The sequence below is a fragment of the Brevundimonas sp. genome (assembly GCF_023259385.1).
GTDB lineage: Bacteria > Pseudomonadota > Alphaproteobacteria > Caulobacterales > Caulobacteraceae > Brevundimonas.
Map to the genome: position 1 here is coordinate 1 of NZ_JAHFPF010000068.1, position 14044 is coordinate 14044.

At 68.9% G+C, this 14044-nt stretch carries 12 protein-coding genes; 7 read left to right on the plus strand and 5 right to left on the minus strand.

Features of this window, described 5'->3' with window-relative positions; all coding sequences use genetic code 11:
* Positions 1-2094, minus strand: a 2094-nt coding sequence (locus Q0C81_RS07080; RefSeq protein WP_291835593.1) for an autotransporter outer membrane beta-barrel domain-containing protein, incomplete at its 3' end; no start/stop codon positions are given.
* 200 nt (positions 2095-2294) lie between these two features.
* On the opposite strand from Q0C81_RS07080, the gene Q0C81_RS07085 reads away from it, so the two are divergent.
* From Q0C81_RS07085 to Q0C81_RS07105, 5 genes are all read left to right on the plus strand, one after another.
* Positions 2295-3185: an SPFH domain-containing protein gene (locus Q0C81_RS07085; protein WP_291835596.1), complete on the plus strand. Its 891-nt coding sequence runs from the start codon at positions 2295-2297 to the stop codon at positions 3183-3185.
* Between the two features lie 32 nt (positions 3186-3217).
* Positions 3218-3373 (plus strand): hypothetical protein, encoded by a 156-nt coding sequence (locus Q0C81_RS07090; protein ID WP_291835598.1) that lies wholly within the window; start codon positions 3218-3220, stop codon positions 3371-3373.
* Positions 3374-3419: 46 nt separating this feature from the next.
* Complete coding sequence (locus Q0C81_RS07095) at positions 3420-4757, plus strand: glycosyltransferase (RefSeq protein WP_291835599.1); 1338 nt, start codon at positions 3420-3422, stop codon at positions 4755-4757.
* Positions 4758-4923: 166 nt separating this feature from the next.
* The gene (locus Q0C81_RS07100; protein WP_291835602.1) at positions 4924-5436 is read left to right on the plus strand and encodes a histidine phosphatase family protein; all 513 of its coding nucleotides are present in this window, start codon (positions 4924-4926) and stop codon (positions 5434-5436) included.
* Positions 5437-5512: 76 nt separating this feature from the next.
* The gene (locus Q0C81_RS07105) at positions 5513-6907 is read left to right on the plus strand and encodes an MATE family efflux transporter (RefSeq protein WP_291835606.1); all 1395 of its coding nucleotides are present in this window, start codon (positions 5513-5515) and stop codon (positions 6905-6907) included.
* On the opposite strand, the gene Q0C81_RS07110 is transcribed toward Q0C81_RS07105, so the two are convergent.
* Both Q0C81_RS07110 and Q0C81_RS07115 read right to left on the minus strand, forming a co-directional pair.
* Complete coding sequence (locus Q0C81_RS07110; protein WP_291835609.1) at positions 6908-9025, minus strand: DNA topoisomerase IV subunit B; 2118 nt, start codon at positions 9023-9025, stop codon at positions 6908-6910.
* Positions 8988-10343 carry an O-antigen ligase gene (locus Q0C81_RS07115; RefSeq protein WP_291835612.1) on the minus strand — a complete coding sequence of 452 codons (1356 nt, stop codon included), beginning with the start codon at positions 10341-10343 and terminating at the stop codon, positions 8988-8990. Before Q0C81_RS07115 ends, Q0C81_RS07110 begins: the two co-directional genes overlap by 38 nt.
* A 41-nt stretch (positions 10344-10384) precedes the next feature.
* Between Q0C81_RS07115 and Q0C81_RS07120 the strand changes: the two genes are divergently transcribed.
* Both Q0C81_RS07120 and Q0C81_RS07125 read left to right on the plus strand, forming a co-directional pair.
* A complete protein-coding gene (locus Q0C81_RS07120) occupies positions 10385-11545 on the plus strand; it encodes a low temperature requirement protein A (RefSeq protein WP_291835613.1) in 1161 nt (386 codons plus the stop codon).
* 27 nt (positions 11546-11572) lie between these two features.
* Positions 11573-12127 carry a DUF2059 domain-containing protein gene (locus Q0C81_RS07125; RefSeq protein ID WP_291835616.1) on the plus strand — a complete coding sequence of 185 codons (555 nt, stop codon included), beginning with the start codon at positions 11573-11575 and terminating at the stop codon, positions 12125-12127.
* On the opposite strand, the gene Q0C81_RS07130 is transcribed toward Q0C81_RS07125, so the two are convergent.
* Entirely contained in the window at positions 12124-13434 is a 1311-nt protein-coding gene (locus Q0C81_RS07130) for a cellulase family glycosylhydrolase (RefSeq protein ID WP_291835618.1), read from the minus strand. The two genes, Q0C81_RS07125 and Q0C81_RS07130, sit on opposite strands and share 4 nt — an antisense overlap.
* Positions 13435-13444: 10 nt before the next feature.
* A partial coding sequence (locus Q0C81_RS07135; protein WP_291835620.1) for a 3'-5' exonuclease occupies positions 13445-14044 on the minus strand: 600 nt, incomplete at its 5' end.

Here is a 14044-nt window from a genome sequence, read left to right on the forward strand (position 1 = left end):
GGCGTAGATGGTGTTGGTGGCCGAATTGATGCCGCCTTCGACCACATACAGATAGGGCGCGTTTTCCTGCAGCGAGCCCAGATTGACCCCGCCGGCGTTCAGCGAACCGGCGGTGATCAGGTTGAACCGGGTGGGCGCGGCCAGCAGGGAGTTGAAGCGCACGCCCAGCTGCGAGCCGGCGCTCAGGGTCGCGCCTCCGGTCACGTTGAGGCCGCCGTTGGAGCTGGCCTGCGGATCGACCGTGAGGACCAGCTTGCCTTCCGTGCCGACGTTCAGGCTCGAAATCGTCTGGGTGTTGGTCTGGGTGGTTTCCAGGACGCCCTTGGAGACCGAGATCGCCAGATTGCCGTCGGTGTCCGAAATGGCGCCGCGCACGTCGGCGCCGCCGGACACCAGCAGGCTGTCTGCGCCGGCTCCGAAGGACATGTCGCCCCTGACGATGCCGTTTCGGATGTCCATGACGTCCGCGCCCGAGCCGAACCGGATGTCCCCGTAGATCTGGGGTTCCTTGCTGTTCGGAACGCCGTCGCCGTCCGTATCCGGATCCGCGCTCGTCGGCGTGCTGAGGGTCCCGTTCTGGACCAGGGTCACGCCGGTGGTGTTGGCTGAGACGTCGATGGCCACGCGTTGGCCGGTCACCGTGTCGCCGGCGTTGATCGGCGAGATATTGGTCTGCACCTGGCCGGTGTTGGTGATCGAGGTCAGCGTGCCGCTGAGGTCGCGCACGCCGTAGGTGTTCACGGTCGCGCCGCCGGCGGTCGACAGGATGGTGCCGCTGTTGTTGAAGACCGGCACGTTCGCGCCGACGTCGATCAGGACGCTGGTGCCGGTGGCGGCCACCTTGCTGGAAACGCCCGAGGTGATCGTCCCGCTGTTGAAGAGCATCGGGGTCTGGGCGCCGGCCTGGAGGTGCACGGCCGTGGCGTTGGCGTCGAAGGCCAGCGCGGATATGGCGGATTCGTTGCGGACGCCGCCGTTGATGGTGACCGTCTGGCCGGCGTTGCCGCCGATGCTCAGCGCCGTGGCCGTAACGCCGTCATAGACGCCCTGGCCGGAAAGGCTGCCGCGGTTGATGAAACCATAGGCGTTGTCGCCCACGCCGGCGACGCCGAGCGTGATCGAGCTCGAGGCCGAACCGATCTGGACGGCGGCGGCCTTGCCGTAGCTGGTGACCGAGCCGGTGGTTTCCGAGGCGTCCGGAATCCCGTCGGCGTCATCGTCGTTGCTGGTCGGATCGGTATCGACCGGCGCCCGGTCGATCAGGACGCCGGCGGCGACGTTGCCGGCGATAAGCACCGCCGGGCCGCCTTGCAGCAGGTCGTCCGCGTCGAGTTTCCCGACGAACGCATCGGAGCCTCGCGTCGTGTACCGGTAGCCGGAGGCGGCGATGCTGCCCTGCAGGCTGACGCGGCCGCCGACATCTCCGCCGATGGAAACCGCCGAGGAATTCGCGCCCGTGGCCGAGACGTTGCCCAGCAGATTGACCGCGCCGCTGATGTTTCCGGTGGTGCGCACCGCAACCGAGTTGTCGCCGGTTATGGTGACGCTGCCGAAGCTTTGCAGCTTTCCGATCAGGTTGGACTCGATCGAGATGCCGTAGGAGTTGTTGCCTTCGACCGAGACGACGCCGCCCGAGTTCACCAGCAGGTCGCCCGTGACCGGCGCGCCGGCCGCGTAGCGAATGCCGAAACGGTTGGTCCCGGTCGCCCAAGGACCGTCAAGGTCGCCGTCGGAATCGGTGTCCGGATAGTCGTTGATCGAATCCGTGAGGACGATCTGGCCGCTGACCGTGACGTTGGAGGTGACGCCGGGGCCGACGAGAACGCCCGTCGAGCCGTCGGCGGAGTTCCCCATGTTGACCCCGCCGCCGGTGGCGACCAGGAAATTGTGGTTCGAATCGATCGTCACGGCCGTGCCGGTGGTGACGTTGATAGCCCCGCCCGAGGCGATCTCGATGTTATCGGCGGTCGTGCCTGTCGCGGTCGAGGTCCGGATCGGCGTGGTCCGCGCGGTGTTGATCACCACGTTGGCCATGGCCTCCGAAGCCACCAGCAGGGGAGCGATCGCCACCGCGGTCGCGAGTAGAATACGCATTCGAGAGAAACCCCTGTGGACGACACGCCAGAGACGCCAGCGATCCTCTAACAGGGACCGTGCCAGCCTGCCTCAAGTTTCTCGAATTTGAGGCGAATGCAAGGCCGAAGCCTCGACGGCGCTCCGCTTTGGAAGCGGGGCTATTGCTATTTCTGAGATCAAAGTGATATCACTTTTATATTGATTCAGGAGAGGGCCTTATGACCACCACCCATTCGAAGTCCACGGAACGCCCCGCGTCCACGGCCAACGGCGTGCTGATGTTGCTGATCGGCCTGGCGATGATGATCGCCGGGCCCGTCGGCATCGCGCTGGACCCGGACAATATCGCGCTGGTGGTCAGCGGCGTCTTGGCGGCCGTCCTCGGCCTGCTGCTGCTCTGCGGCCTGTATTCGCTGCAGCCGAACGAGGGCGTGGCGATCCTGCTGTTCGGCGAATATCGCGGCACCGACCGCAAGACCGGCCTGCGCTGGGTCCTGCCCTGGTACAGCCGCAAGAAGGTCAGCCTGCGCGTCCGAAACCTGACCAGCGACAAGCTCAAGGTGAACGACAAGCGCGGCAGTCCGATCGAGATCGCCGCCAACGTCGTCTGGCGCGTCGAGGATTCGGCCCAGGCGCTGTTCGATGTCGATGACTATCAGGCCTTCGTGAACATCCAGGTCGACACCGCCCTGCGCGACATCACCTCGCACTACGCCTACGACCACGGCGAAGAGGATGCGGCGCCGGAGATGACCCTGCGCTCGGTGGCCGAGGACGTGGCCGCGCGCCTGCGTGACGAACTGGTTGAACGGGTCAAGGTGGCGGGCGTCGCCATCGACGAGGCGCGGCTGGCCCACCTGGCCTATGCGCCGGAGATCGCCGGGGCCATGCTGAAGCGTCAGCAGGCCGAGGCCGTCCTGGCCGCGCGCCGCCTGATCGTGAAGGGCGCCGTGGGCATGGTCGAGGCCGCCCTGACCGACCTGGGCGAACGCGGCGTGGTCGATCTGGACGAGGACCGCAAGGCGGCGATGGTCTCGAACCTGCTGGTCGTGCTGTGCGCTGACCGCGAGGCGCAGCCCGTGGTCAACACCGGCACGCTTTACGGCTGATCATGGCCGGCAAGCCCAGGAAACCCTTCCTGATGCGCGCCTCTCCGGGGGTGATGGCGGCGGTCGAGAAATTGGCCGCCGCCGAACTGCGTTCCGTCAACGCCCAGGTCGAGGTGCTGTTGCGCGAAGCTCTCGCCAGACGAGGTGTTCCGACCGCGGACGATCGCTCTTCTGACGACGGCGCTTGAGCTTGATCGCGACCGGCGCTACGGCCCCGTCATGGTGAAGTCGCATATGTCCCGGGTCCGCAAGGCCCGCCGCATCCAGAAACGGGTCAAGCGCGTTGGTGCGTCCAATGTAAGCGCGGCGGAGCAGGAGCTGATGAGTCTGGCGGGTCTGGAGGTCCAGGAAGGCGAATTGCGCCTGATCCCGGGCTGGGACGAGGAAGTCTCCGACACCCTGAAGGCCACCAAGCTGGCGGGCGAGGACGAGCGTCCGCGCTTCGTCGACACCACCATGCTGTACGCGCCCAAGTCGGGCGGGGTGAAACGCTACCTGCTGTCCAAGAAGGCCTGGCTGGAGACCAACCGTCCCGGCGTCGCCCACTCGCTGGTCGTGCCGGGCGCGCACCATAAGGCGGGCGACGACGGAATCATCCAGCTTCACGCCACCAAGCTGCCGTTCGGCGACGGCTACCGCTGGCCGACCTCGGTGCGCCGCTGGGCGGCCTGGGTCGCGTCGCTGAACCCCTCGCTCATCGAGGCGGGCGATCCCTATACGCCGGGGCAGGGCGCCCTGGAGGCCGGCCAGCGCGCCGGCTGTCCGGTCGTGGGCTTCTGCCACTCGGATCCCGCCGGCCTGGCCGCGCTGCATTTCGGCGAATGGGCCAAGAAGCCGGTGGAGAAGCGCTGGGCCCGTCTGTTCGGCCAGTTCGACCGCGTCGTCTCGCCCAGCCGCTACATCGCCCGCCGTCTGGAAGAAGCGGGCATCCGCGACATCGTCATCCAGCCCCTGGGCGTCGAGATCGACACCTTCCGCCCGGACCGCCGCGACCGCGACTGGCTGCTGAAGAAGCTGAACCTGCCGGCCTCGGCCCGTCTGCTGTGCTTCGCCGGTCGTCCGGCGCGCGAGAAGAACATCGATGTGCTGATCGAGGCCGTCCAGAAGCTGGGCGATCCCTACCACCTGGTGCTGGTCGGCGCGGGGCAGGGGCTGCCCGCCGAGGATCGGGTCATCTCCCTGCCGTACGAGGCCAATCCCAAGGCGGTGGCCAAGATCATCGCCTCGTGCGACGCCTTCGTGCACGCCAATGACAAGGAGCCCTTCGGCCTGATCGTGCTGGAGGCCATGGCCTGCGGCCGTCCGGTGGTCGGGGTCAACGCCGGCGGGGTCAAGGAGACGGTCGACAACTCGGTCGGTCAGCTGGCCAAGGCCGCCGAACCCGGCGTCTACGCCGAGGCCATCGAGGCCCTGTTCGCCCGCGACATCGAGGCCCTGGGCGCCGCCGCCCGCCAGAGGGCCGTCGAACGCTTCGCCTGGAACCGGGTGTTCGAGGACCTGTGCATGACCTACGCCGACGTCAGCGGGAAGCGCGCCTTCATCGAACCGGCCGGCGACTGGGCCGAGCACTAGGCCATTGTCGGTTCGGATTGACTCAATCCGAACTCAGATAATGACCCAGCATCAATACGTTGAGTGAAATCCAAGTTCAGATGCGATCGCATCTGAGCCGATTTCGCTCTAGGCTCGACAGCGGCTACGGGCGCGAGCAGTCTCACCGCAAAACGGGGAAACATCCATGAGACGCCTGCTGCTCGCCGCCACGCTCTCGCTGCTGACCGCCACTTCGGCCATGGCCCAGACGGTCTATCTTGTCCGCCACGCCGAGAAGGCCGACCAGAGCGCCGATCCGGCGCTGTCGGCGGCGGGGACGGAGCGGGCCGGGGCGCTGGCCGCCGCGCTCGCCGACGCCCATCCGGACCTGATTCTGGTCACGCCCCTGCAGCGCACCGCCCTGACCGCCGCTCCGACCGCCTCGCATCACGGCGCGACGCCGGTCGTCGTGCCGCTGGACGGCGGGACCCAGGGCCATGTCGCCACCGTCGTCGCCCGGGTCCGCGCCCAGCCCGCCGACGCCGTCGTCCTTATCGTCGGCCACAGCAACACCGTGCCGCTGATCGCCCGGGCGCTGGGCTATGCCGAGGCGGCCGACATGCCGGACTGCGAATACGATCGCCTGACCCTGCTGCACCTGATGGGCGAGCGCGCTCATGGCCAGGTCAGCCGCTACGGCGCGGCCTCGACCTGCTGATATAATAAATACCGGGTAATATTGACGGGCGCGTTATTGTCCGGGTAAAACGCCGCCGTTCGTCATGGGATAGGCCATGCGCGGCGCGGAACGCACGACCATGCAGCACGACCTGACCCAGGGCTCCATCAGCCGAAAGCTGATCGGCATGGCCGCCTTCATCGGCATGGGGCTGCTGTTCCAGACCCTCTACTATCTGGTGGACCTGTATTTCGTGGCCGGGATCGGCCCGGATGCGCTGGCGGGCGTCGGGCTGGCGGGGATCGTCTTCTTCCTGGCCATGGCGGCGTCCCAGATGGTCGGCGTCGGCGCGCTGTCGCTGATCGCCCGCGCCATCGGCGCCAAGGATTTCGCCCAGGTCGACGGCGTCTATCGCCAGTCGATGCTGCTGTCGCTGGGCCTGTCGGCGCTGACGCTGGCGGTCGGCTATGGCGTCGGCGGCATGGCGATCCGGGCCGTCGCCGCCGACCCGGGCACCGCGGAGCAGGGGACCGCCTATCTGTACGGCTTCCTGCCCGCCCTGGCCTTGATGTTCCCGACCGGCGCCCTGTCCTCGGCCCTGCGCGCCGCGGGCGTGGTGCGGCCCACCATGCTGGTGCAGAGCGGCTCGGTGCTGCTGAACGCCATTCTCGCGCCCATCCTGATCGCGGGCTGGGGCTCGGGTCTGCCGCTGGGCGCCTTCGGAGCCGGACTGGCCAGTTCCATCGCCGCCCTGGTCAGCTTCGCGGCCGCCGTGTGGCTGTTCGGCCGGGTCCAGACCCTGATCCAGGCGCCGCTGCGGCTGGCGCGGCCCGACGCCCCCGTCATCGGCCGCATCGTCGGCATCGGCCTGCCGTCAGCGGTCGAATTCCTGCTGATGTTCGTGACCATGAGCGTGATCTACGTCCTGATCCGCGACTTCGGCGCCGAGGCCCAGGCCGGGTTCGGGGTCGGCTCGCGGGTCATGCAGGCGGTCTTCCTGCCGGCCATGGCCGTGTCCTTCGCCGTCGCCCCGGTCGCGGGCCAGAATTTCGGCGCGGGCCTGCCGGACCGGGTGCGGCGCACGGTGCGCGACGCGGCCGTCATGAGCTCGGTCCTGATGGCGGTGCTGACGGCGCTGTGCCTGTTCGAGGCGCGCTGGCTGGTGGCGCCCTTCACCCCCGATCCGGCGGTGGCCGAGGTCGCCTCGACCTATCTGCGCATCGTCTCGCTGAACTTCATCGCCACCGGCCTGATCTTCACCGCGTCCGGGACCTTCCAGGCGCTGGGCGACACCCGGCCGGCGCTGGCGGGCGGCCTGCTGCGGCTGGTCGTCTTCGTCACCGGCGCGGTGTGGATCTCGGCTCAGCCGTGGGCCAGGCTGGAGCACATCTGGTGGATGTCGGCCATCTCGGCCCTGATCCACGCCGTCGTGGCCCTGCTGTTCCTGCGCCATCAGCTGAAGGTGAAGCTGGCGGGGCTGGAAGCACCGGCGACCACGGCAGGGGTCTGATCAGACGTCCAGGTCGGCCACCGCGAAGCGGGCGTTGTCCTGGATGAACTGGTAGCGGGCCTCGGCCTTCTTGCCCATCAGACGCTCGACCAGATCCTCGATCTCGGCCTCGTCCGAGGGCAGTTCGACCCGCGCCAGCGTGCGCTTCTTCGGATCCATGGTGGTCTCCTTGAGCTGGGAGGCCATCATCTCGCCCAGGCCCTTGAACCGGCCGATCTCGGTCTTCTTGCCCTTGAACACGGTGGCCAGAAGCTCGTCGCGGTGAGCGTCGTCGCGGGCGTACTCGGACAGCGCCCCGGCCTGGATCCGGTACAGCGGCGGCAGGGCCATGAAGACCCGGCCCTGACGGATGGTCTCGGGCATGACGCGGTAGAAGAAGGTGATCAGCAGCGCCGCGATGTGCGCCCCGTCCACGTCGGCGTCGGTCATGATGACGATGCGCTCGTAGCGCAGGTCATCGATGTTGAACCGGTTGCCCGGCTGCACGCCCAGCGCCAGCGCCAGGTCGGACAGTTCGACGTTCTGGCGCAGCTTGTCGATGGTGGCCGAGGCGACGTTCAGGATCTTGCCGCGCAGGGGCAGGATGGCCTGGGTGGTGCGGTCGCGCGCCTGCTTGGCCGAGCCGCCGGCCGAGTCGCCCTCGACGATGAACAGTTCGGTGCCGTGGGCGCCCTGGCGGGTGCAGTCGGACAGCTTGCCGGGGAGGCGCAGCTTGCGGGTGGCGGAGGCGCGGGCGACCTCCTTGTCCTTGCGGCGGCGCAGCCGGTCTTCGGCCCGCTCGATGATGAAGCCCAGCAGGGTGTTGGCCTGTTTGGGGCTTTCGGTCAGCCAGTGGTCCAGCGGGTCGCGCAGCAGCTGTTCCACCAGGCGCGTGCCTTCCGGCGACGACAGGCGGTCCTTGGTCTGGCCCTGGAACTCGGGATTGCGGATGAAGACCGAGATCATGGCCCCGGCGTTGGCGATGACGTCCTCAGCCGTGATCAGGGTGGCGCGCTTCTCGCCCGTCAGCTCGCCATAGGCCTTGAGGCCCTTGACCAGGGCGGCGCGGAAGCCGGCCTCATGCGTGCCGCCGTCCGGCGTCGAGACGGTGTTGCAGTACGAGCTGACGAAGCCGTCGGCCTCGCCGAAGCCGATGGGCGACCAGGTGACGGCCCATTCCACCGCGCCGGCCTCGCCCTTGCGCTCGACCCGGCCCGCGAAGGCGGGGGTGACGGTCTCGATCTCGCCGATCCGTTCGGACAGGGCGTCGGCCAGGCCGCCGGGGAAGTGCAGCAGGGCGCTGGCCGGGGTCGCATCCGTGATCCGCTCGGGCGCGCAGGTCCATTTGATCTCGACGCCGCGGAACAGATAGGCCTTGGAGCGGGCCATGCGGAACAGGCGGGCGGGCTTGAAGGCCGCGCCGACGCCGAAGATCTCCGCGTCCGGGTGGAAGCGGATCAGGGTGCCGCGCTTCTTCGACGGACCGACCTGGGCGATGGAGCCCTGCGGCAGGCCGCGGCTGAAAGACTGCTTCCATTCGAAGCCGTCGCGCCAGACGGTGACGTCCAGATGATCCGACAGGGCGTTGACGACCGAGACGCCGACGCCGTGCAGGCCGCCGGAGGTCTCATAGGCCTTGCCCGAGAATTTCCCGCCCGAGTGCAGGACGGTCATCACGACTTCCAGCGCCGACTTGCCGGGATGCTTGGGGTGCGGGTCCACGGGGATGCCGCGACCGTCGTCCTTGACCGACAGGAAGCCGTCGGCGTCCAGATCGACCGTGATCAGCTTGGCGTGGCGGGCCACAGCCTCGTCCATCGCGTTGTCCAGGACTTCGGCGAACAGGTGGTGCAGGGCCCGCTCGTCGGTGCCGCCGATGTACATGCCGGGGCGTTTGCGGACCGGCTCCAGCCCTTCCAGCACCTCGATCGAAGAGGCGGAGTAGCCGGTGGATGCGGCGGTCATGGCGGCCGGGGAGGGCGCATCCGCGGGCTTGGGGACGGCGGGCGGGGGCGTCACGGGCGCGACGGCCTCCGGTGTCGGGGCGGGAGCGACTTGAGGCGCGGGAGCGGGCTCGGCCGGACGCGGCTGCGTCGGCTCGTCATCGAACAGCGAAAGGAGGTCGGCGGAGTTGGCCATTCAGCGATTGTGCGGCGATTCGGGGACCGGTCTGGTAGGCCCGACGGGGCTTTGGAGCAAGCGTCGCCGCCTGGGCTGTGGACGACGGCAGCATGGCGCGGGTCATGACGGCCAGGAACAGCACGAACGGCAGGCTCTGGTGGGTCAGCAGGATCGATTCCGACAGGCTGAGCATGAAGAAGGAGACCAGGAATCCCAGCGCCCACCAGCCCTCGCGCAACCCGGATCCGGCGCTGCGGAACAGGGTGATGACGAAGGTCAGGAGCAGCTGGGCGCCGACCAGGATCGCGCCCGGCCAGCCCAGCTGGACCAGCAGGTCGATCCAGCCGTTGTGCGCCGAGGGCACGATCCAGCCGGTCTCCTTGCGCACCCAGTCGGCCGGCGGGGATTCGCCCATCCGGCCCCAGAAGGCGCCGTAGCCGTAGCCGGTCCACGGCCGCTCGGCGACGCGGCGCATCAGGCTGGCCCAGATGTCGGTCCGGCCGGTCAGCGACGGGTCCTTGCCCAGCGCCTCCAGCACCGCGACCGAGTGGGTCTCCCAGATCCACAGGCCCAGGGCGGACAGCACCACGGCGGTCCAGATCGCCACCACGGCGAAGGCGGCCCCGCCCCGACGCAGGGTCCAGAAGCCGGCCACCACCCCGACGCCCAGCATCAGGCAGAGCAGGGAGGTCTTGGACTGGGTGGCCAGCACCAGTCCGCTGGACAGAGCCAGGGCGACGGCGGGCGCGAGGCGGCGCGGATCGGGCGACGCCAGGCAGGCGGCGGAGGCGGTGGCGCCGATCACCATGACCGCGCCCATCTGGTTCTTCTCGTACCACAGGCCGCGCCAAAGGCCGGCGTTGACGTCTTGGTGCACGCCGATGGCCGGGAAGGCGAAGACCATCACCAGGCTGCCGACCGCCATGATCAGGCAGGACAGCATCAGCAGGCGCGGCAGGTGCGGCCCGCGGAAGGCGGCCCCCAGATAGAGGGCGAACACCCCGCTGATGGCCAGGGCGATCACCCGGCGGCTGGTGGTGTGGAAGTCGATCGACCAGTATTTCGAGGCGAAGCACAGCCCCACCAGCATCGCCAGGCACAGCGCCGCCGGCCAGGCGCGCCAGACCCGGTCCAGCCGGTACAGGATCAGGCCCGCGATGGCGGCGTAGGCCGGCAGCCAGACGAGGCGCAGCAGCGGCGTCTCCTCCTGCAGCGGGGCGAACACCGGACCGATCAGGGCCCCCGTCAGCATGGCGATCAGCCCGACGCACAGCGCCATCTCCCACCAGGTGGGTTCCGGATCGGTCGACAGTGTTTCTGGACGGGACTCGCGCACCGATGCAGGGTCGGCGTTCAGGCTTAAGGAAGGGTTGGGAAATGACGGGTGGGCTGCTCAGGCGCCGTGATGGACATCATGCGCGCGTCGGCTTCGTCGAACTGTTCTTCGACCTCGTCTTCGTCTTCGCCATCACCCAGATCAGCCATACCCTGCTGGCTCACCTGACATGGCTGGGCGCCCTGCAGGCGGCGATCATGCTGGGCGCGGTCTGGTGGGTGTGGATCGACACCAGCTGGATCACCAACTGGCTGGATCCCGAGCGCCCTCTGGTGCGGGTCATGCTGTTCGGCCTGATGGGGGCGGGGCTGGTGCTGTCCACCTCCCTGCCCGAGGCCTTCGGCGAGAAGGGGCTGGTCTTCGCGATCGCCTTCGCCTCGCTGCAGATCGGTCGGGGCCTGTTCACCCTGTGGGCGGTGCGCGGCGACCCGGTCCAGCGGGCCAATTTCCAGCGCATCGTGATCTGGGCTTCGGTCGGCGGGGCGATCTGGATATCGGGCGGCCTGGCGGACGGCCAGACCCGGCTGCTGCTCTGGTTGCTGGCCCTGTCACTGGAATTCCTCGGGCCGATGACCGCCTTCTGGTGCCCCGGGCTGGGTCACAGCCGGGCCACCGAATGGAACGTCGAGGGCGCCCACCTGGCCGAGCGGGTGGGCCTGTTCGTCATCATCTGCCTGGGCGAGTCGATCATCATCACCGGCGCGACCTTCGCCGAGCTGCCGTGGACCGCGACGACGGTGCTGGCCTTCGTCAGCGCCTTCCTCGGCACGGTCGCCATGTGGTGGCTATTCTTCAGCGCCAAGCACGACGCGGCGTCGGAGGTGATCGCGCGCGCCGAGAACGCCGGCGCCATCGCCCGCGCCGCCTATACCTACGCCCCCCTCCCGGTGGTGGCGGGCATCGTCGTCACCGCCGTCGGCGACGAGATGGTGCTGATGCATCCGTCCGGGCACATGGAAGCCGCGGCGATCTGGGTGCTGGTGGGCGGGCCGGCCCTGTTCCTGGCGGGCACGGCCGTAGCCATCTTCGCCGTCTGGGGCCACTGGCCGCGCTCGCGCCTGGTCGGGCTGGCGGCGCTGGGCGCGCTGGCGGCGGCCGCGCCCCTGCTGACGCCGCTGCTGCTGACCGCCGCCTCGACAGTGGTTCTGATGGCGGTCGGGGCGTGGGAGACGCTGGTTCCCTCACACAAGCGGCCCGGCTAGGAAGGCAGGGTCAACAGGGGAACCATGATGTCGAAATCCGCTCTCGCCTGCCTCGCGGCGATCGTCGTCCTCGGCGCGGCGGCGCCCGTCGCCGCCCAGACCGCGCCGCAGGTTCCGGCCGCGGCCCAGGGCGCCGAACAGCAGGCCAAGGTCGCGCTGGTCCGGCGGTATTTCGACGCCATCCAGTTCGACAAGCTGATGAACGTCATGATGGAATCCATGATGGCGTCGATGATGGAGAACGGCCGGATCCCGGAGGACAAGATTCCGGTCCTGCGCGAAGCGGCGCTGGAGGCGTTCGGGAACGTCTTGCCGCAGATGGTCGAGGCGAACATCGAGATCTATGCGGAGGCGTTCACGCTGGAGGAACTCGAACAGCTGGTCGCCTTCTACGAAAGCCCGGTCGGCCGCTCGTTGATGGCCAAGACGGTCGTTCTGTCCCGGCAGTCGGGCGAGATGATCCAGCGCTTCCAGCCGGTCATGCAGGAAGAGATGCGGCGTCAGCTGTGCGCGCGGATCGAGTGCCCGGCCGCCCCGCCGGTCGTCGTCGCTCCCTCCGCCGGCGCACGGGCGAAGCCCTAGACCGCCGCCAGCGCCGCCGCCCGCGAGCGGATGACCGCGCGGGTCGAACGGTCATCGTCGAACACGCCGTACCAGCCCTGCGGCTCGTGCGGCGGATCGCCCAGGAAGGCCGTGTCCCCGGTCCGGAATCGGAAGTCGGCATGCCGGGCCCGGCCTTCGCCGTTCCACGCCCAGAAGTTGGAGCCGACCAGAGGACCTCCCTCTCGCGCGCTGGCGATCACCGCATCCTGGATCAGGGCGTAGAGGTCGTCCCGCATGCTGGTCGAGACGTCCAGGCCATAGACGTCGCCGTTGCGCGGATAGCCGAACTCCTCGACCACCAGCGGCTTGCCGGCCTGCTGCGCCAGCGCGATGTGTCGGGCGACGTAGTCCGAGGCCAGCGACAGGGCGCGGTCGTGGGTGCCGGCCATGTCGGCGCGGTCCAGCCAGTTCCAGTTGGCGGGCCAGACGTGGGCGGTGTGGTAGTCGACGGCGTCGTCCGCCTGGGACGACAGCACCAGGCCGGGCCGTTCCATTGATCCCATCAGCCCTTCGCTTCCGGTGGAGACCAGATGGTTCGGCGCCAGCGTCTTGATCAAGCGGGCGGTCGAGGCGATCCAGGCTTGGAAGTCGGGCAGGGCGCCGTCGACCACGGCCCCGGATCCGCCCGGGCGCGGCTCATTGGCCAGTTGCCAGGCCATGATGGCCGGGTCCTCGGCATAGGGCGTGCCGGTCACCGTGTTCACCCGCCCGACGATGCGGCGGACGTGGGCGTGATAGCGGGCGACGGCGTCGGGACTGCGATAGAAGCCGGAGACGAAGTCCGGGAATTCGGGCCACGGATGCGCCGGGTCGTTGGCGTCGATGTAATGGCCGCCGTTGGTCCACTGCAGATAGGCGGCCATACCGCCGGACCATTCCCAGAAATTGGTCAGGTACAGCACCGCCTTCATGCCCCGCGCGCCGATCGCCGCCAGGGCGTGATCAAGCCCGGTCAGCAGCGCCTCGTCATACCGGCCGTCTTGGTCATGGAAGGCCGGGCGCACCGAGTTCTTCAGCGGGGACAACTCGGCCGAGGCGGCGATGCGCAGGTTGCTCACCCCGTCCGACGCCAGGGCATCCAGCTCCCGCGCCAGCCGGTCCTCATGCCCGATCCAGGCAGCGTACCACAGGTTCGCCCCGACGAAGCGATAGGGCTTCCCGTCCAGCGTCAGCCGGGGCCCGTCGCGCCGCACGAAGCCGGCGGCCGACGTCTGCGCCAAGGCGGGCCGGGCCGGCGCCGCGGCGGTGGCGATCGAGGCGGCGAGGACCGTGCGACGGTTCAGCATGGGCGGGGACTCAGGCCTTCTCCACGAACGTGTCGATCACCTTCTTCTCGCCCGCCTTCTCGAAGGCCACCAGCAGCTTGTTGCCCTCGATCCCGGTGACGGCGCCGTAGCCGAACTTCTGATGGAAGACGCGGTCGCCCTTGCTCCAGCCGGAGCCGGCCTTGGGGTCGGCGGTGGCGATCAGGCGGCCGTCGCCCTCGATCAGGGTGTGGCGGGCGGGCTTGGCCGCCGGCGCGCGCGAGGCCGTGAACGACTGGGCCCGTTTCCAGCCGGGGGAGGAATAGCCGCTGCCGAAGGTGGGCATCTCGTCCCAGCGGGACTTGGCCTCCTTCATCCCGCCCGAAGCGCCGTAGTAGCCGGTGTCCGACTGCGGATCGACGTGGTCGAGGGGCAGTTCGTCGACGAAGCGGCTGGGCAGCTGCGAGGTCCAGCGGCCGTAGACCAGCCGGTTGGCGGCGAACGAAATGCGGGCGTCCGACTTGGCCCGGGTGACGCCGACATAGGCCAGGCGGCGTTCCTCCTCGAGGCCCTTCTCGCCCTTCTCGTCGATGCTGCGCTGGCTGGGGAAGACGCCTTCCTCCCAGCCCGGCAGGAAGACCAGCGGGAACTC